Genomic DNA, 18,163 nt, shown 5'->3' on the forward strand with positions numbered 1-18,163 from the left:
GTTGTGGTGACACCATTAAAGACCTTTATGGGTTTTTCTGTCCACTAATATGTTCAACTTAAATTTTACAATCTACCATATAATAAAAGGACACATTACTATTGTACCTGCACCAATCCACCAGAATCAGCAGAAAGCGAGAATGAGTGATTTGTCCCAAGAACAGTTTACTCGAGATTTAGTACAAATCGAATTTAAATCAGCATAGAAAAAAAGAGTCCAATTCGTAAATGAATTGAAATCCCACACTTCTCCCTCAACACCAGTGGACAAGTGCCGATTTTTTCCTTACTGTATTTCAGCATGGCCTTTGACAGCCTCCATAACTTCGCAGGTTACAATGAACTGACGGCCGAATAACTTAACTGATCCATCTGGAAAACGAGCGGGGGTGCTTCTGAGAGCTTGGCGGACGTAATCCGGGGCTTTCTCCCATCATCTAGCGGTATCAGTGGCAGTCATGATTTCTGGATTGTTCAAGTCACTATGATCTGACATTTTAATTACCTGAAATTTGAGATTAGATTAAAGATACTGACCAGTAGGGATAGACCACTAATCGTAATAGCAACATAAAGTAGGATGGTAATCTTCTTTAAGCGCATAATAAGCCCTCCTATGCTATAATTTAGTATACACCAAGTAAGGGCCCGGAGACCCTTACCGTGTTACTTGTGATGAGGAAGAGAATTAAGCAGTGCTACAATGCCTTGGATGATGTTGATAGTCAGTAGGATGGTTGTCAACTCAGTATTTTTGTCTGCTTGCTTCTTTTTCCTTTTTTTACTCATCACCTCGCCTCTTTTCTATACCACTACAACACGCCCTGTGGTATACATTGCTGAGCGTATAGCAGGATTAATTCAAAATAAGAGCATGAAAAACCACCTCTCAAAAGAGAAGTGGTTTTTAATCGTGTACATAAGCCCTGCCCTAAAATCTCCCTCAAATCGAGAGTAAACAGTAATGAACAATAGAAATGGAATTTTTAAAATGCCAGAATAGCAGCGTTTAAAGCACCTTGTATGAATCGAAAAAACCAAAAAGATCTAATTGATTAGCGAAAAATAGGGAAAATAAAGGGATTCAACCACGATGTAAGCTCGTTGTTGAATCCCTTTTTCGGTGAATTAGTCTTCCGACGTCTGGTGGTCGGTGAGTCGGTGGTGAAGCGTGATGATCAGCGACAGTGAGTTCAGGATAATTGCCGTCGACAGCAAAATCGTCGTGAGCTTTTTGGTCATCGCAAAACCTCCTTAGGATATCTACCGTTAGTAGACCTTTAGTCGTGAGTTGAGCAACTTTTATTATTGAACAGTTACTTTGGCTAAATGCATGCACAAAAAAATCCCGCCAACAGGCGAGACTTTTTAAACCAGTAAGAATTAATCTTAACGGTTGTAGTATTCAACGATAAGAGAGTCGTCGAGTTCTGCATCTAATTCTTCACGTTGAGGGAAGCGGGTAAGGGAACCTTCCAGCTTGTCAGCGTCGAATTGGACGTATTGTGGACGGCCAACAACGGCTTCCACAGCACCCTTGATAACAGTCATGTCCTTGGACTTTTCACGTACTGAGATAACTTGGCCAACTTCTACTTCGTATGAAGGGATGTCGACACGCTTGCCATCAACAGTGATGTGACCATGGTTAACCAATTGACGAGCTTGACGACGAGTCGTTGCCAAACCTAAACGGTAAACCATGTTGTCAAGACGACGTTCGAGTAAGATCATGAAGTTAGTCCCATGGGTACCTTCCTTGATCTTGCCGGCGCGCTTGAACAAGTTGAAGAATTGACGTTCAGTCATGCCGTAAGTGAAACGGAGCTTTTGCTTTTCACGCAATTGCGTACCGTATTCAGATAACTTTTGACGACGACCTTGACCATGATCACCAGGTGCGTAAGGACGACGGTTTAATTCTTTACCAGTGCCGGAAAGGGATACCCCTAAACGACGGGAAATACGCCAGCTTGGGCCAGTGTAACGAGACATAGATAGTTCCTCCAATAAAATAAGTTATTTGGAGTAAAATAAGCTGTTTATAAGTTTAGTATTCGTGCAGATTGCTTTGCAGGTTTCACCGTATGCAGCCGCAGGTTACTTCCTGAACCAATGTAACGGCAACAATCTGTTGACGAGCTTACCACTTATCGCTGCATTATTTTACACAAACGCCATTATACCCAGATTTGTTAAGCTTTGTCAATGTGTGTCAGTAAAATGGCCGCGAATTTCTCCAGGATCGCCTGGTCGGCAGTGGTAAAACGCTCCTTGATAGGGGAATCAATGTCCATGACCCCTAATTTGGTTCCGTCCCTTAGGGTTAAAGGCACCACAATTTCGGCATTGCTGGCGGAGTCACAGGCGATGTGACCGGGGAATTGATGGACGTCTGGGACCAATTGCGTCGTTTGGGTTGCCAGTGCGGTGCCACAGACACCACTGTTGTTTTCGATATGGACACAGGCAACGTTGCCCTGGAAGGGCCCAAGAATCAGGTCGTCGGTGTCCGGTTGGTAAAGATAAAAGCCGGACCAGTTAATATCGGATAGCGTCTGCATCAGGAGTGCGGAGGCGTTGGCCAGGTTAGCCACTAAATTAGTTTCCCCATGAAGCAGGGCATCGAGCTGATCGTTAATAATGGGATTAATTGGTTCACTCATGTAAAGGCCTCCAAGTTTTTTGTCATTCTGAATCAATCATAGCGAAAAACGTTCAGTGAATCCCGAAAACCTAGTGAAGCGTAGGCGCCACTTATGCTATAATCGAAATTAGATTAAATTGTAAAATGAACGACGCTTTTTTGCAACTTGTTAGCGTTTTAAAAGCGGATGAAGGATGGGGTCAAAATGATTGGTGTGCTAATTGGAATCGTTATTCTGGCGATTATCGTCTACCTGGGCGTACTCGCTTACCAGCAACGGGTACGGAAACAGGTGGCTGCCCTCACCACTAAAAAGGAATCCATGATGACCATCCCCTTGGCGGATGAAATTAAATTAGTGGGAGAGATGAGTCTAACCGGCCATTCTCTTGAAAAATACGAAGACTTACAGGCGGATTACACGGATATCAAAGAGCATCGTTTTGAACGAATTGACCAACAATTGAGTCAGTTAACAGACGATTCTCGCGGGGTCAACCTACCGCAATTGCGGCAATCCCTGAATAAGGTGACGCAATTGGTTAATGAGACCGATGAGCTCATTCAATCTGTCCAGGCTGACTTGGCCAACCTTCAAGAGGTGGACAAGCAGCACCGTCAGGCGGTTCACGAATTGGAGCAGAAGTATCAAGGCCTGCGCAAGACCTTGCTTGCCAAAAACTTTGCCTTTGGTCCTAGCATTGATAAGCTTGAGGAACGACTTAGCCAACTGGAAGATGATTTTGATACCTTTACCCAGCTGACCAAGGAGGGCGACCATGAGCGGGCGGCGGACGTCCTAGAACAGCTCAAGGAAGATACCAGCGTACTGGATGATCTGATTGCTGACATTCCACCATTGTATAAGGACTTGACCGTCACTTATCCCGACCAAGTCAAGGAATTGAAGAGTGGGTATCAACAACTGAGTGACCAACATTATCACTTTGGCGAAATGAACTTGCCCGACCTGATTCAGAAGATTGAGGATCGAATCAATGAGAACCTGACAACCTTAAAGGATTTACGCCCTGAGGATGCTCAGGTCGTTAATGACCGAATTGCCAATCAAATTGATCAGGTCTATGACTTGATGCAAACGGAGCTCGATTCGAAGTCTCCGGTTGACGCCAATTTGGATGGGGTTGCCAAGTTTATCGCGCACGCCCAAAACCAGAGTCACACCTTACTTAATGAACTCGATCGACTAGGCCAGAATTACACGCTGGACCATCAAGAGTTAGAAACGGCTCGGGAACTCAACGAGCAGATTCGAACCATTGATGGCATCTATCAGGCAGACGTTCAGGCCATTGCCGACAAACAGGCTACATATTCCCAAATCTTGGAACACCAAGAACATCAAAACAAGGACCTCTCTCAGATTGAGGAACAACAGGGGCAAATCTTGAAGAGCGTTGCCGGCTTGGTTGATGAAGAACGGCAAGCACGAGAAACCTTGCAACAGTTCGACTTCAACCTGCATAGCCTGCGACGGCAAGTTGAAAATCTGAATTTGCCCGGGATTCCTCAAACCTACCTGGATTACTTCTTCGTGGTTCGCGATGAGGTTGCACAACTCGCAACCGATATGGACCAACCCCAGATCGATATGGAACGGATCACCAAGCAATTGCTGATTATCCAAACCGATTTGGATACCTTAAAGGAGAAGACGGAAGATCTCATCGATAGTTCACAGTTGGCCGAGCAATTGTTGCAATACGCCAATCGCTATCAGGTCAGCCATGAAGACGTGGCGACTGCCAGCAAGAAGGCTTCGCAACTGTTTGAAAAGGATTATCAATACGCCCAGGCGTTGGAAACCATCGCCACGGTTTTGGACGAGGTTGAACCCGGTTCTTACAAGCGACTAGAGGATGCCTACTACAATCGTAAGGGAACCCAGAAGCCTGAAAAGAAGACAGAAGAATAAGCCCGAGTAACGAGGTGGTGCCCAATCGTGGCCGCCTCGTTTTTTTATTTAAGAGAAACTGGCTCATTGGTGGAATGAGGGGCGGGGCTTGTGGTTGAGAACATTTGTGTTTATAATGAGAAAGAATTTCTATCGGAGTCGAACCAATAGAATAGATAAGAGGGTTCTGTATGATTTATTTTGATAACAGTGCAACGACTAAGCCGGCGCCGGCTGTCGTTGATACGTATGCTAAGGTCAGTGCTAACTACTGGGGAAACCCATCGAGCCTGCACAACTTTGGGGAGCAAGCCTTCAATTTACTGGAGCAATCTCGCCAGCAAATTGCCGACTTAGTGGGCGCCTCACTGAGTGAAATCTTGTTCACTAGTGGCGGTACCGAAGGTGATAACTGGGCCATTAAGGGCACAGCCATGATGAAACGGGAATTCGGGAACCACTTGATTACGACCGAGGTCGAACATCCAGCCGTTCACAATTCCATGGAACAGCTGAAGCAATTGGGCTTCGAGGTTACCTATCTACCTGTAGACGAGAACGGCCGGGTCTCCGCAGCCGACCTGCGCGCCGCTATTCGTCCAAGTACGATTCTGGTTTCCACGATGGCCGTTAATAATGAAATCGGGGCCGTTCAACCCCTAGCCGAAATCGCGGATGTCTTACGTGATTTTCCTAAGATTCACTGGCACATCGATGCCGTCCAAGGGATTGGTAAAGGTCTGTTTAAGCAGATCTTCAACGATCGCGTGGACTTCGTGACCTTCTCTGGCCATAAGTTCCATGCGCCACGGGGCATTGGCTTCATGTACAAACGTCAGGGTCGGATGATTTCACCCTTGATGGCCGGGGGCGGTCAAGAACGGGATTTACGTTCCGGGACTGAGAACTTACCAGCGATCGCGGCAATGGCCAAGGCTATGCGGTTATTGTTGGAAGACGAGGACGCCAAGGTTAAACAACAGCGGGCCATTCGATTGGCCATCTTGCATCACGTCGAAAAGTTCCCGAACGTGACGGTGTTCTCTAAGGATCTACCAGTCTTTGCCCCACACATTCTGTGTTTCGCGATTGCCGGTGTCCGCGGGGAAACGATTGTTCACGCTTTCGAGCAACATGATATTTACATTTCGACCACGAGCGCCTGCTCATCCAAGAAACACGTCGAATCCAGCACCCTGCAAGCCATGCAGATTGATGATGGGATTGCCACGAGTGCTATTCGGATTTCACTGGATGAACACAATACGATGGCCGAAGCTGAGAAATTTAACCAAGTCTTTGATGAACTGTACACGGAGTTCGCCAAGCTAAGCTAAACGACGAAAGGGGTCGCGGAATGGAATACAGCGAAATCATGGTACGCTATGGCGAGTTGTCGACGAAGGGTAAAAACAAGAAAGACTTCATCAAACAACTCGGTCATAACGTCCGCAAAGCCTTACAACAGTTTGAAGAACTTGAGATTAAGGCACAACACGACCGGTTACACGTTACCTTGAACGGGGCAGATTCTGCCGCCGTCATGGACCGGTTAGGCGACGTTTTTGGGATTGAAAACTTTTCACCTTCCGTTAAGGTTGAAAAGGATATAGATGCCGTTAAAGCGACGGCTCTAGCCATGGTCAAAGAGATCTTTGAACCTGGCATGACCTTCAAGATTAACACGCGTCGCCAGGACAAGGAATTTGAATATGACACGAACCAGTTGAACGATCTGCTGGGTGGCTATATTCTAGAGAATGTCCCTGGCATTCAGGTCAAGATGAAGAAGCCTGACCTGACCTTGCGGGTGGAAGTTCGCATGAACGGGGTCTTCTTATCCGGTCGCACGATTCAAGGGGCCGGTGGCCTACCAGTCGGAACCGGTGGCAAGGCGGTCATGATGCTTTCGGGTGGGATTGACTCGCCCGTTGCGTCATACTATGCTATGCGACGCGGTGTTAAGCTGGATATGGTGCACTTCTTCAGTCCGCCATACACGTCGGAACAAGCCCTGGCCAAGGCCAAGGAATTAACCGCCCGTATGGCCGGCTACTCCGGTGGCATTCAGTTCATTCAGGTGCCATTCACCAAGATTCAAGAGACCATTAAGGAACAGGTGCCAGAAGGTTACCTGATGACCATCCAACGGCGGTTAATGCTACGCTTAACGGCGGCTATCGCCGAGATGCGGCATGCCAAGGGGATCTTCAACGGTGAATCCTTGGGCCAAGTGGCCTCACAAACGCTGGAAAGCATGATGGCGATTAACGATGTCACCACCATGCCAATCCTGCGGCCACTGTTATCGATGGACAAAACGGAAATCATCAAGGTTGCCGAAGACATCGACACCTATGACCTGTCTATTCTGCCATACGAAGACTGCTGTACCATCTTCACGCCGCCAGCACCAAAGACGCGGCCTGACCTGGAAAAGTCTCGCAAGTATGAAAAGTACATCGACGTTGAGGGCTTGATGAAGGAAGCATTGGAAGGGATTACCATTACGGACATCCGGCCCAACGACAAGTTCTTGAATCAAAACGAAGACGTCTTTGCAGAGTTACTTTAATTTAACTTTCTGAAGGGATCCGGCTAAATGTCGGGTCCTTTTTTTATAATTCGACAGGGCGAAGGAGTTTTTTAGCTTTTTCAGTGAAAACGCTTGTCAGGCCAGGGGGCAATGCGCGATAATTAAGCTAATGATCGGTGGAAGCCGGTTAATCAATTTGAAGGGGTTGATCTGCGTGGAAGTATCATGGCGCGGCGACAAAATGGCTCTCTCTGGGACCGTCCCAGAAGTAGGAGACCAATTACCAAAGTTTAAACTGTTTGATCAGAGCAATGCCAAGGTCAAGACGGCTAATTTGATTGGCAAGGTTGCTTTGATTAGTGTTGTTCCAGACTTGGCAACACCAGTTTGCACTCTGCAAACTCGCAAGTTTATCCAGCAGGCGGATCATTACCCAGACGCTAAGTTCCTGACGGTTTCGAACAACACCATTGCGGAACAAACCGGTTGGTGTGCGGCCCAAGGCGTGGAAAATGTGGACCTGTTATCCGATGAAGAACTTTCCTTCGGTTATGAAATGGGCTTGTACGTGCCAAATGCCGGGAATCTGGCACGGTCAATCTGGATTATTGATGATACTGGTAAGGTAACTTATCGGGAGATTGTTAGCGAACAAACCGATGAACCGAACTACCTGGCAGCCATCGAGGCCCTAGAAAAGTTAGTTTCACGAGTTGACGCTGACTAGATAATTGAGTACACTATTAAAAAGTAGCGTTGATCAAGTCAGTAGCGCTAATGGGATTGCTCAGAGAGCCGGGAATGCTGGGAACCGGTCAAGCCATTAGCGTGAATGTAGCTTGGGAGCTGAAGGACCGAAGTTGAGTAAGTCCTGTCCGGAGCACACTCCGTTAACAAAGAAGTTAAGTGGGGCATGAACGCCCAATTTAGGTGGTACCGCGAAGAGACTTCGTCCTAATAAATTTAGGATGAAGTCTCTTTTTGTGCGTTTTGCCACAGACTTCGACGTCAAGAAAGGAATTGAAAATATGGCAGATAAAGAAGTTGACATGGCCACCAAGTATGACCCGACCGCGATTGAAGCGGGTCGGTATCAGACTTGGCTGGACGAAGATGTATTCAAACCAAGTGGGGATCAGAAGGCAACCCCATACTCAATCGTGATTCCGCCGCCAAATGTTACCGGTAAGTTGCACTTAGGCCATGCCTGGGATACGACGCTGCAAGACATGATTATTCGTCAGAAGCGGATGCAAGGGTTCGATACGCTCTGGTTGCCAGGGATGGACCACGCCGGGATTGCCACGCAAGCCAAGGTTGAAGCCAAGCTGCGTGAACAAGGTATTTCTCGCTATGACTTAGGCCGCGAGGAATTCATCAAGAAGGTCTGGGAATGGAAGGACGAATATGCCGCGACCATTCACCAACAATGGTCCAAGCTGGGCCTTTCCCTTGACTACTCACGGGAACGGTTCACTTTGGATGACGGGTTGTCAGACGCCGTGAAGAAGGTCTTCGTGACCCTTTACAAGAAGGGCCTGATCTACCGGGGCGAATACATTATCAACTGGGATCCACAGGCCCGGACCGCACTTTCTGATATCGAAGTTATTCACAAGGATGACAAAGGGGCCTTCTATCATGTGAAGTATCCATTTGCCGACCCAGACTTTACCTTCAATGGTCAACACTACATTGAAATCGCCACGACTCGTCCAGAAACGATGATGGGGGACACGGCCGTCGCCGTTAACCCTGGTGACGAACGGTACAAGGACCTGGTGGGCAAGGAAGTTGTTTTGCCATTGGCCGACCGGAACATTCCAATCATTGCCGACCAATACGTTGACCCTGAATTTGGGACCGGGATGGTTAAGATTACCCCAGCCCATGATCCTAATGACTTCTTAGTGGGTAATCGGCATGACTTGCCACGGATTAACACCATGAACGAAGATGCCTCGATGAACGACAAGGCCGGCAAATATGCCGGTATGGACCGTTTCGATGCTCGTAAGGCCATGGTTGCTGACCTGGATGCCCAAGGATTGATGCTGAAGATTGACCCAATTGTCCACTCTGTTGGTCACTCAGAACGTACCGGAGTTCAAGTTGAAGCCCGGCTCTCGACGCAATGGTTTGTGAAGATGAAGCCATTGGCCGAAGAGGCTGTCAAGAACCAGTCCGGTGACAACGCCGTTGACTTCGTTCCCGAACGGTTCGAGCATACCTTTACGCAATGGATGGATAACGTTCATGACTGGGTTATTTCACGTCAACTCTGGTGGGGTCATCGGATTCCAGCCTGGTACAACAAGCAAACGGGTGAGGTTTACGTGGATACGGAAGCCCCTAAGGACCCAGAAAACTGGGAACAAGACCCCGATGTCTTGGACACCTGGTTCTCAAGTGCCCTGTGGCCATTCTCCACAATGGGTTGGCCCGATGAAAATAGCGCCGATTACAAGCGTTACTTCCCAACGGACACATTGGTAACGGGTTATGACATTATCTTCTTCTGGGTTTCTCGGATGATCTTCCAAAGCCTCGAATTTACTGGTAAGCGGCCATTCAAACATGTGCTCTTGCATGGCTTGATTCGTGACGAAGAGGGTCGCAAGATGAGTAAGTCCTTGGGTAATGGGATTGACCCAATGGACGTGATCGACAAGTACGGTGCCGATGCCCTCCGGTGGTTCCTGTCCACCGGTTCAACGGCCGGTCAAGACGTCCGTTTCAGCTACAAGAAGATGGATTCCGCTTGGAACTTCATCAACAAGATCTGGAATGCCAGCCGGTTTGTTATCATGAACCTGGGTGAAAACACCAAGCCAGTGGTTCCTGCCGAAAGTGACTGGGACTTAACGGACCGTTGGATCTTGAGTCGCTTGAATGACACGGTTAAGCACGTGACGGAAATGTTCGATAAGTTTGAGTTCGGTGAAGCTGGCCGGGCCCTCTACAACTTCATCTGGAACGACTTCTGTGATTGGTATATTGAAATGAGTAAGGAAGTCTTGACCGGTGATGACGCCGATGCCAAGGCAACCAAGCAAGACTTGTTGGCCTACGTCTTAGACCAAACGTTACGCTTATTACAACCAATCATGCCATTCGTCACTGAAGCCATTTGGCAGGCTATGCCACACGACGGTCAGTCATTGGTAACGGCGGCTTATCCAGTTGCCCACACCGAGTTTGACAATCCAACGGCCGAAAGCGAAATGACGAGCCTAATTGATTTGATCAAGGCGGTTCGGAACATTCGTGCCGAAGCCAATGCGCCAATGTCAACGCCAATTGACTTGCAGATCAAGACGAGCGATGCTCACTTGCAAAGCGTCTTCGAGAACAACCGGGACTACATTGACCGGTTCGTTCACCCGAAGGACTTCGCCATTGGTGCCGACCTCGTTGCGCCTAAGCTGGCAATGACCAGTGTGATTACGGATGCAGAAGTTTCCGTACCATTGGCCGAATTGGTGGACTTGAACGATGAGGCCAAGCGCTTGGATAAGGAAGTTGCCAAGTACACGGCCGAAGTCGATCGGGCAACGAAGAAGCTCGGCAACGAACGCTTCGTGGCCAACGCACCGGAAGATGTTGTGGCGGCAGAACGCGACAAGCAAGCAGATAACGAGAAGAAGTTAGCTGCGACAAAGCAACGATTAGCAGAAATTAAAGCGCAACTTTAGGGTTGGGTGAGGCGTCACGACCATGATCGATGGTTGTGACGCCTTTTTTTATCGCCGGGGGGGTGAAGTCTGCTACACTGGATAACAGAAGTTTGACGGGAGGTTTTAAAGTGGTAAAAACATATGCTGAGGCCCTGCAGTTTATTCACGGCCGGGATCGATTCAAAAAGAAACCAACGCTGGTTCGAATGCGACAATTTATGGCGCGACTGGGCGATCCACAGAAAAGTTTGACGATGGTGCATGTTGCGGGGACGAATGGTAAGGGGTCAACGGTGGCCTTTCTTCGGGATCTGTTCATGGCTAGCGGCGATACGGTGGGAACTTTTACTTCACCGTTTATCACGCGGTTCAATGAGCGGATTAGTCGTGACGGTGAACCAATTAGCGATGATGAGTTAGTCGACCTGGTCAATCGGGTGGCGCCCGTGGTGGCCCAGCTGGACGAAGAGCTGGCAGAGGAAGGTCCCACCGAGTTTGAAATCGATACGGCACTGATGTTTTGTTATTTCGCGACGCATCCAGTCGATGTGGTGGTGGTCGAAGTGGGGCTGGGTGGCCTTTACGATTCGACGAATATTATTACGCCGTTAGTTGCCGTCATTACCACGATTGGCCTGGATCATATGAAAATCCTTGGGGATACCATTCCGAAGATTGCCACGCAAAAGGCCGGGATTATTAAGCAAAATGTGCCGGTGGTGTGTGGTCGGTTACCCGAAGATGCCCTAGCGGTGATGGATCAAACGGCTCGGGATAAGGGAACTCAGGTGGTTGCCCTAGGTCGTGATTATGCGGTGACAAATGAACCCGAAGCGCAGTGGGGCGAACGCTTTGCCTACGACTTCGACACGGAACACTGGCAGCGATTGCAGGTGGGGCTGCTAGGCCAATATCAAATTGATAATGCGGCCACCGCTCTGACGGCCTTCACATTGGCTCAGCGTGCTCGTGGACTGACAGTGACGCCCGCTGACGTTCGCCGTGGCTTGAAGGCGACCCAGTGGCCAGGTCGTTTTGAACGGGTCAATGCTCAGCCACTGATTGCGATTGATGGTGCCCACAACGAGCCAGCGATGGTGGAGATGGCAGAATTATTGCGGCGGCACTTTGCCCAGCATGATGTGTATATTGTTCTGGCCATTCTGGCGGATAAGCAGTATCAACAGATGGTAGCCACGCTACTTGAGGTGCCTAATGTGCATCTGATCTTGACGCAATTTCAGGGGCCAGGGCAGCGCGCGGCGGCTACGCCCGCCGAGTTGGAGGGGGCAGCTGATCAGTCTGACCGCGTTACCATGGCGTCCGATTGGCCAACGGCCCTGAAAACGGCGTTGGGAACGATGTCGGCCGAGGACCTACTCTTGTTAACAGGCTCACTCTACTTTATCTCTGAGGTTCGGCATTACTTTAAGGATGACGAAAAGTAATGGTGGTTAATACCGGAGTTAGACCTTAAGGGGATGACAACGGTGAATAAAGGACGATTGACTAAGGACAATGAACGGCGGCTTGTTAGGCGAGTATTGCGACAATTGGGATTGCTCACGGTGAGTGAATTAGACCGCTTCTTTCGCTTCTTTACGAGTTGTGATCAGCTCCGGTATGCCAGTCACCGCCAACAACGGGCTTACATTGCGGGCAACCCACGACGGCGAGGATTGTTGGCGGCAATTGACTTAGGGCGGTGGGTCCAGTCGGCGCCGAGACAGTTTGTCGGGGAAGTCTTGAATTCAAGCCAGCTAGGCCAGCGGCTGATTGATGACCTGCGCTACCTGGGTCAAGAACGGGTAGAAGTCCTACTGCTGGATAATCAACACCGAATTATTTTGCGGCAACTGGTCTTCCAGGGAACGCTAAATCAATGTCCCGTCCATCCCCGCGAAATTTTTCAATTGGCGGTGCTGCATGAGGCCGCGGGACTGATCCTCGCTCATAATCATCCGAGTGGGGCGGTGGACCCGTCGCCAGAGGATCTGGCCTTCGTCCGTCGAGTTGCCGAGTGTGGGAAATTGATGGGGATCCCCTTGCTGGATGGCTTTGTAGTCGGCACGACGACCTATTTTAGTTGGCGTGAACAAGGGGTGCTTCCATTACAACAGTGACGAAATAAGTCATAACCTTTAAAAACTGATTAAAATCACTTAATGCTATTTCTTTCTGATTAAAAGTTCGGTATTCTTGACATTGTCGACGTGTTCTCACACAGATGAGTATGTTATAATACGTCTATCGATCAATAATAAGTCAAAAATCCATTAAAAATTATGTTGACAATGAAGGGATGAAACACTGTGTTCGGATTAGGAACGAAAAATATAGGAATCGATCTTGGTACCGCCAATACAATTGTTTATGTTGACGGTAAGGGTATCGTTCTTCGCGAACCTTCCGTTGTCGCCAAGAACACGAAGTCTGGGGAAATTGTGTCCGTTGGTGAAGACGCTCGGGCAATGATTGGCCGGACGCCAGCCAGTATCGTCGCTATTCGCCCCATGAAAGACGGGGTTATTGCGGATTACGATACGACGGTTGCCATGATGAAGTACTTCATCGAAAAGACTGTCGGTAAGTCCAGCGGTAAGCCATATGTCATGGTCTGTGTTCCAAGTGGCGTTACGGAAGTTGAAAAGCGGGCCGTTATCGATGCTACACGAGTAGCCGGTGCACGGGACGCTTACGTTATTGAAGAACCATTTGCAGCGGCTATCGGGGCCGGGTTACCAGTAATGGACCCAACCGGTAGTATGGTTGTCGACATGGGTGGTGGGACCACCGATGTGGCAACGATTTCCCTTGGTGGGATCGTTTCCAGTCGTTCAATCCGGGTAGCCGGGGACAAGCTGGATGATGCTATTGCCACCTACGTTCGTTCAAACTTCAATCTGTTGATTGGGGAACGGACCGCTGAAAAGCTGAAAATGGACATTGGTTCCGCTTCAGTTGAAGAAGCCGACAAGATCGAGGGCGCAACCATTCGTGGACGTGACCTGATCACCGGGTTACCTAAGGCGGTAGAAGTTTCTGCCGTTGACGTAGCCAAGGCTATTCAAGAACCCGTACAAGATGTTATCTCCGCTATTAAGGAAACCCTTGAAGAAACTTCGCCAGAAATTGCTGCCGATGTTATCGACCATGGGATTGTCTTAACTGGTGGTGGTGCATTGCTTAAAAACCTCGCTGAAGTTATTGCCGATGCGACCAAGGTTCCCGTTTCCATCGCAAGCGACCCATTAGATTGTGTTGCTGCCGGAACTGGTGAGTCTTTGAAGAGTATCGACGTCATGAAGAAAAAATAAGGACTAGCGGGAAGGCAGCTTCCCGCTTCTTTATTGTGACAACATTGGTGAAGACCAATGTTAATTAAGATGGAGGTCAAACATGCAGAAATTTTCTTTCAATCGGCGACTGGTAATTATTATCGTCTGCTTGATTGTTAGTTTTGCCTTGATGACGGTGTCCGTGGCTATTCGTAATAAGAAGTCGACACCCCCATTGATTCAACAATTCGGTAATGACATTGTCGGCCTGACTGATCGTGTCGTGGCCGTACCAGCGAACGGCCTGAGTGGGTCTGTTGGTGCGGTTTCCGAACTGTTGAATACGTATCAAGAGAACCAGCAATTAAAGCAACAGGTGAGTGAATTAGCCCAAACCAAGGTTCGTGATCAAACCTTGGCAAAGGAAAACAAACAATTAAAACAAGAGATTAAATTAAATGATTCCTTGACGGACTACACGGCTATTTCTTCCGCCGTCATCACGCGGACGCCATCTTCATGGCAAAACCAAGTGATTATCAACAAGGGGTCATCTGCCGGGGTCGTTAAGAACATGCCAGTCATGTCCGGTTCTGGTTTGGTTGGCCGGGTTGCTGAAGTGAACAAGACGAATTCAAAGGTTGAGCTCATTACCGACAACAATGATTCTGCGAACCGGTTTGCCGTCCAAATTACCACCAAGTCTGGCAAGACGGTCAACGGGGTCCTGAGTGGCTATAACAACACCACTGGTCAGATTACCATGAATAACATCACGACGAAGGCTAAGATCAGCAAGGGTGACAAGGTTGTTACCAGCGGTCTTGGTGGCGTGACGCCTAAGGGACTTTACGTTGGTAAGGTTGCCAAGGCTAGTGGGGATGACTATGGGCTGTCAACGAAGCTGAATATTAATCCAGCCACCGATTTGAGTGACCTGAACATTGTGACGGTCGCTGTAACGAAGCAGTAGGGAGGAACGGCACGTGTATCGATTATCAAAGTTACGCTTTGGCTTTCCGATTATCCTGTTCTTAATGCTGCTGCTTGATGGGTCGATCAGTCAAAACTTTAGTGCGCACATGTTCCATTACCCAACGGCCATGGTGAGTCATCTGGTGGTTTTGTGGTTGGTTTGTGGTGTGCTATTCGAGGCTGATGCCAATGATTTTGAAATGCCGATTGGTCGCTGGGCAATTGTTGCCGGCATCGTGTTTGATCTGTACTACACCGGGATCTTTGGGATTTATATCTTCATCTTTCCGTTGCTCGTCTATCTGACACGCTTGCTAGTAAGCTATATCCGACCGAACTTTTTGAGCGGGTTGTTGATTTACTTTATCGACATTACCGTTCTTGAGGCCCTGGGATATTTGGCTGGCCGGGCAATTCATCTGTCGTCAATGTCGGGAACGGATTTCATGGTGAACACGTTGGGGCCAACTCTGGCCTTTAACTTAGCGATGTTTGTCGTCTTATTCTTCCCCATTCGATGGGTGTATAATTGGTTAAAATAGGCGAAGGGAACGAAGACTATGCAAGCTGCCGTATTACGGGGAACGCAAAACGGTTATGATTTAGTACTAAAACAGTCTGCCAGCTTTGAACAAGTCATGGTGGATCTTAAAGAACTGTTGGAGAACTTGAAGGCCGATCCTCAGGCACTCGAGGCGACTAAGGTTTCGCTGGATGTGTTGACGGAAGACCGGATCTTAACCGCGGATGAACGGACGCAGATTGAACAACTGGTGGGAAATTACCCCCGGTTTGAAATCCATAAGATTGCTGCTAATGTGATGACGGTTGCGGACGCGATTCAGTTGCGTGAACGTGAGAATGTTCACTTGCTGAGTAAGGTCATTCGCAACGGTCAAGAAGTTTCCATGCAAGGGGACGTCTTGTTTCTAGGAACGATCCACGAAGGTGGTAAGCTCCGAACCACAGGGAATATTTTCTCTATGGGTAATGTGGCAGGGATTTTGCAGGCAGGTTACCCTGACGACGAATCCAAACTGATTATGGGAAATCTTCAAACGGCGCAACAAATTAGAATTGCTGAACAGTTTGACATTATTGAACCGGACCAGTTGACGGATTCAGGCCAAACGATTGCCTACGTCAACGACTTACACGTCCTGTCGTATGGTCATCTGGACAATTTAAAGAAGATTAATCCGAAGTTATATAACCGGATTGGAGGAATTTGAGATGGGAAAAGCGATTGTAATCACCTCCGGTAAGGGTGGCGTGGGTAAGACGACCACCAGCGCTAACATTGGGACGGCGCTTGCCTTAATGGGTAAACGGGTCTGCATGATGGACTTGGATATTGGTTTGCGGAACCTGGACGTTGTTCTAGGCTTGGATAACCGGATCATCTACGATATTGTGGATGTTGCCGAGGGCCGGGCCAAGTTGGTCCAGGCGTTGGTTAAGGACAAGCGGTTTGACGACAAGCTTTACTTGTTGCCTGCCGCCCAGAACACGGATAAGACGGCACTTCAGCCCGAAGACGTGAAGGAAATTGTTGATGAACTCAAGCCAGACTACGATTACGTGTTAATCGACTGTCCAGCCGGGATTGAACAAGGTTTCATGAACGCCGTTGCCGGTGCCGACGCGGCCATTGTGGTCACCACGCCGGAAATTTCCGCCGTACGCGATGCCGACCGCGTTGTTGGTCTCTTGGAACAACACCCATTGAAGGAAGCGCCACGCCTGTTGATCAACCGGATTCGTCGGAATATGATGCAGGATGGCTCAACGATGGACATCGATGAGATTACCCGTCACTTGGGTATTGAATTGTTGGGGATTATCTTCGATGATGATGCCGTCATTACGACGTCTAATCAAGGGGAACCGATCGTCTTGAAGACGGACAATCCCGCATCTCAAGGATACCGTAATGTTGCCCGTCGGCTCGAGGGCGAGACCGTTCCATTGATGAAGTTAGAGGAACAAGAAACCGGTGGCTTTTGGCATACCATTAGTAGCTGGTTCCATCGCGGTTAAAAATTAAGCTTGACGCTGCGAGAAAAAACTCGTAGTATATTGGCAACGAATAAAAAGACATTGAACGGAAGAGTAGATTCAGGTTAGACCAACAGAAAGCCCCGGTGATGGAAAAGGGCGGTCGATCAGAATCGAACCACATCTGTGAGTCGGTCGTCTGAAAAGAGTAAGACGATTCGGGTTAGCCCGTTACAGCTGGAGTTGTTAACAACTCACTGAGGTCGTCTTAGCGATAGAACGACAAACAGAGGTGGAACCACGATTTAATCGTCCTCTTAGTCCCGAAGTTTTCGGTGACTAAGGGGATTTTTTTATTGAGGCAGGTTAGCAACTCACTGAGTCAACGTGGCGTGAGCCTCGTTGAAAACATGAGGTGGAACAGCGTCTGAACGCCCTCTTGAGATTATTTCTCGAGAGGGCGTTTTTGTTGTTAAAGGAGGAGAATTGCTATGCACTATGTTGAACAGATATTACCATCATTAATTTCCGGGACGGGGATGACCCTATCCATCTTCTTCTGGACGATTATCATTGCCATTCCGCTAGGGATTCTGGTGGGGTTAGGAATGACGACCCGGTTCAAGCCGCTGACTTGGATCATCAACATCTATGTCTGGTTGATGCGAGGAACGCCATTATTACTCCAATTAATCTTTGTCTTCTACGGCCTGCCAATCATCGGTGTGGTCTTTCAACGTTACGATGCCGCGCTCTTCGCCTTTATCTTGAACTACACGGCCTATTTTGCGGAAATCTTCCGTGGGGGGCTTCAGGCCATTCCCAATGGCCAGTACGAAAGTGCTCGGGTGCTCCGATTGACCAATTGGCAAACCCTTCGTAAGATTGTGATTCCTCAGGTGGTCAAGATTGTCCTGCCTTCAATCGGTAATGAAGTCATCAACCTCGTTAAAGACTCCTCGTTGGTTTATGTTATCGGGTTAGGCGATCTGCTGCGGGCCGGGAATGTGGCCATGGCCAGAGATGTGACGTTATTGCCAATGCTATTAGTGGGGGTCATTTACCTCTTGCTGACGGCGGTTTGCACGCTAATTCTTAAACGACTTGAGAAACACTACAGTTACTGGCGTTAGGG

Annotated in this window: 15 protein-coding genes, 1 pseudogene and 2 other annotated features; of the genes and pseudogenes, 13 read left to right on the plus strand and 3 right to left on the minus strand. The window is 48.6% G+C overall.

Annotated elements, in window-relative coordinates; all coding sequences use genetic code 11:
• Window positions 1-288: 288 nt before the first annotated feature.
• The 3 genes and pseudogenes from EKM96_RS10825 to EKM96_RS08295 all read right to left on the minus strand — a co-directional run.
• Window positions 289-423 (minus strand): annotated as a pseudogene (locus tag EKM96_RS10825) (helix-turn-helix domain-containing protein); the annotation flags it as partial.
• 968 nt (window positions 424-1,391) lie between these two features.
• Window positions 1,392-1,997: a 30S ribosomal protein S4 gene (rpsD, locus tag EKM96_RS08290; protein ID WP_125642426.1), complete on the minus strand. Its 606-nt coding sequence runs from the start codon at window positions 1,995-1,997 to the stop codon at window positions 1,392-1,394.
• Window positions 1,998-2,197: 200 nt separating this feature from the next.
• Window positions 2,198-2,668 (minus strand): GAF domain-containing protein, encoded by a 471-nt coding sequence (locus EKM96_RS08295; RefSeq protein ID WP_125642429.1) that lies wholly within the window; start codon window positions 2,666-2,668, stop codon window positions 2,198-2,200.
• Between the two features lie 186 nt (window positions 2,669-2,854).
• On the opposite strand from EKM96_RS08295, the gene ezrA reads away from it, so the two are divergent.
• The 13 genes from ezrA (at window position 2,855) to EKM96_RS08360 (ending at window position 18,161) form a co-directional block, all read left to right on the plus strand.
• Window positions 2,855-4,585, plus strand: a complete 1,731-nt coding sequence (gene ezrA / locus EKM96_RS08300; protein WP_125642432.1) for a septation ring formation regulator EzrA — start codon at window positions 2,855-2,857, stop codon at window positions 4,583-4,585.
• A gap of 170 nt (window positions 4,586-4,755) precedes the next feature.
• A complete protein-coding gene (locus EKM96_RS08305) occupies window positions 4,756-5,901 on the plus strand; it encodes a cysteine desulfurase family protein (protein WP_125642435.1) in 1,146 nt (381 codons plus the stop codon).
• Window positions 5,902-5,921: 20 nt separating this feature from the next.
• Complete coding sequence (thiI, locus tag EKM96_RS08310) at window positions 5,922-7,139, plus strand: tRNA uracil 4-sulfurtransferase ThiI (protein ID WP_125642437.1); 1,218 nt, start codon at window positions 5,922-5,924, stop codon at window positions 7,137-7,139.
• A 175-nt stretch (window positions 7,140-7,314) separates the two neighbouring features.
• Entirely contained in the window at window positions 7,315-7,827 is a 513-nt protein-coding gene (gene tpx / locus EKM96_RS08315; RefSeq protein WP_164511006.1) for a thiol peroxidase, read from the plus strand.
• Between the two features lie 20 nt (window positions 7,828-7,847).
• Window positions 7,848-8,060 (plus strand) — a binding site (T-box leader).
• Between the two features lie 68 nt (window positions 8,061-8,128).
• Complete coding sequence (locus EKM96_RS08320) at window positions 8,129-10,795, plus strand: valine--tRNA ligase (RefSeq protein ID WP_125642443.1); 2,667 nt, start codon at window positions 8,129-8,131, stop codon at window positions 10,793-10,795.
• A gap of 110 nt (window positions 10,796-10,905) precedes the next feature.
• A complete protein-coding gene (locus EKM96_RS08325) occupies window positions 10,906-12,225 on the plus strand; it encodes a bifunctional folylpolyglutamate synthase/dihydrofolate synthase (protein ID WP_125642446.1) in 1,320 nt (439 codons plus the stop codon).
• A 33-nt stretch (window positions 12,226-12,258) separates the two neighbouring features.
• Complete coding sequence (locus EKM96_RS08330; protein WP_225417717.1) at window positions 12,259-12,900, plus strand: JAB domain-containing protein; 642 nt, start codon at window positions 12,259-12,261, stop codon at window positions 12,898-12,900.
• A gap of 189 nt (window positions 12,901-13,089) precedes the next feature.
• On the plus strand, window positions 13,090-14,094 hold the full coding sequence (locus EKM96_RS08335) for a rod shape-determining protein (RefSeq protein ID WP_061776702.1): 1,005 nt from the start codon (window positions 13,090-13,092) through the stop codon (window positions 14,092-14,094).
• Window positions 14,095-14,176: 82 nt separating this feature from the next.
• Window positions 14,177-15,028, plus strand: coding sequence for a rod shape-determining protein MreC (mreC, locus tag EKM96_RS08340; protein WP_125642452.1), 852 nt, complete (start codon window positions 14,177-14,179; stop codon window positions 15,026-15,028).
• Between the two features lie 13 nt (window positions 15,029-15,041).
• Window positions 15,042-15,572 carry a rod shape-determining protein MreD gene (gene mreD / locus EKM96_RS08345; protein ID WP_125642455.1) on the plus strand — a complete coding sequence of 177 codons (531 nt, stop codon included), beginning with the start codon at window positions 15,042-15,044 and terminating at the stop codon, window positions 15,570-15,572.
• 18 nt (window positions 15,573-15,590) lie between these two features.
• A complete protein-coding gene (locus tag EKM96_RS08350; protein ID WP_125642458.1) occupies window positions 15,591-16,262 on the plus strand; it encodes a septum site-determining protein MinC in 672 nt (223 codons plus the stop codon).
• A 1-nt stretch (window position 16,263) separates the two neighbouring features.
• Window positions 16,264-17,070 (plus strand): septum site-determining protein MinD, encoded by an 807-nt coding sequence (minD, locus tag EKM96_RS08355; protein ID WP_125642461.1) that lies wholly within the window; start codon window positions 16,264-16,266, stop codon window positions 17,068-17,070.
• A gap of 51 nt (window positions 17,071-17,121) precedes the next feature.
• Window positions 17,122-17,348: a binding site (T-box leader), on the plus strand.
• A gap of 171 nt (window positions 17,349-17,519) precedes the next feature.
• Window positions 17,520-18,161, plus strand: a complete 642-nt coding sequence (locus EKM96_RS08360) for an amino acid ABC transporter permease (protein WP_125642464.1) — start codon at window positions 17,520-17,522, stop codon at window positions 18,159-18,161.
• Window positions 18,162-18,163 lie beyond the last annotated feature (2 nt).

Source organism: Levilactobacillus tangyuanensis (assembly GCF_003946545.1).
GTDB lineage: Bacteria > Bacillota > Bacilli > Lactobacillales > Lactobacillaceae > Levilactobacillus > Levilactobacillus tangyuanensis.

What these genes read in the sequence shown, in the direction of transcription:
- rpsD (WP_125642426.1), bottom strand. Translation starts at nt 1,997, where the DNA reads ATGTCTCGTTACACTGGCCCAAGCTGGCGTATTTCCCGTCGTTTAGGG.
- EKM96_RS08295 (WP_125642429.1), bottom strand. Translation starts at nt 2,668, where the DNA reads ATGAGTGAACCAATTAATCCCATTATTAACGATCAGCTCGATGCCCTG.
- ezrA (WP_125642432.1), top strand. Translation starts at nt 2,855, where the DNA reads ATGATTGGTGTGCTAATTGGAATCGTTATTCTGGCGATTATCGTCTAC.
- EKM96_RS08305 (WP_125642435.1), top strand. Translation starts at nt 4,756, where the DNA reads ATGATTTATTTTGATAACAGTGCAACGACTAAGCCGGCGCCGGCTGTC.
- thiI (WP_125642437.1), top strand. Translation starts at nt 5,922, where the DNA reads ATGGAATACAGCGAAATCATGGTACGCTATGGCGAGTTGTCGACGAAG.
- EKM96_RS08320 (WP_125642443.1), top strand. Translation starts at nt 8,129, where the DNA reads ATGGCAGATAAAGAAGTTGACATGGCCACCAAGTATGACCCGACCGCG.
- EKM96_RS08330 (WP_225417717.1), top strand. Translation starts at nt 12,259, where the DNA reads ATGACAACGGTGAATAAAGGACGATTGACTAAGGACAATGAACGGCGG.
- mreC (WP_125642452.1), top strand. Translation starts at nt 14,177, where the DNA reads ATGCAGAAATTTTCTTTCAATCGGCGACTGGTAATTATTATCGTCTGC.
- EKM96_RS08350 (WP_125642458.1), top strand. Translation starts at nt 15,591, where the DNA reads ATGCAAGCTGCCGTATTACGGGGAACGCAAAACGGTTATGATTTAGTA.
- minD (WP_125642461.1), top strand. Translation starts at nt 16,264, where the DNA reads ATGGGAAAAGCGATTGTAATCACCTCCGGTAAGGGTGGCGTGGGTAAG.
- EKM96_RS08360 (WP_125642464.1), top strand. Translation starts at nt 17,520, where the DNA reads ATGCACTATGTTGAACAGATATTACCATCATTAATTTCCGGGACGGGG.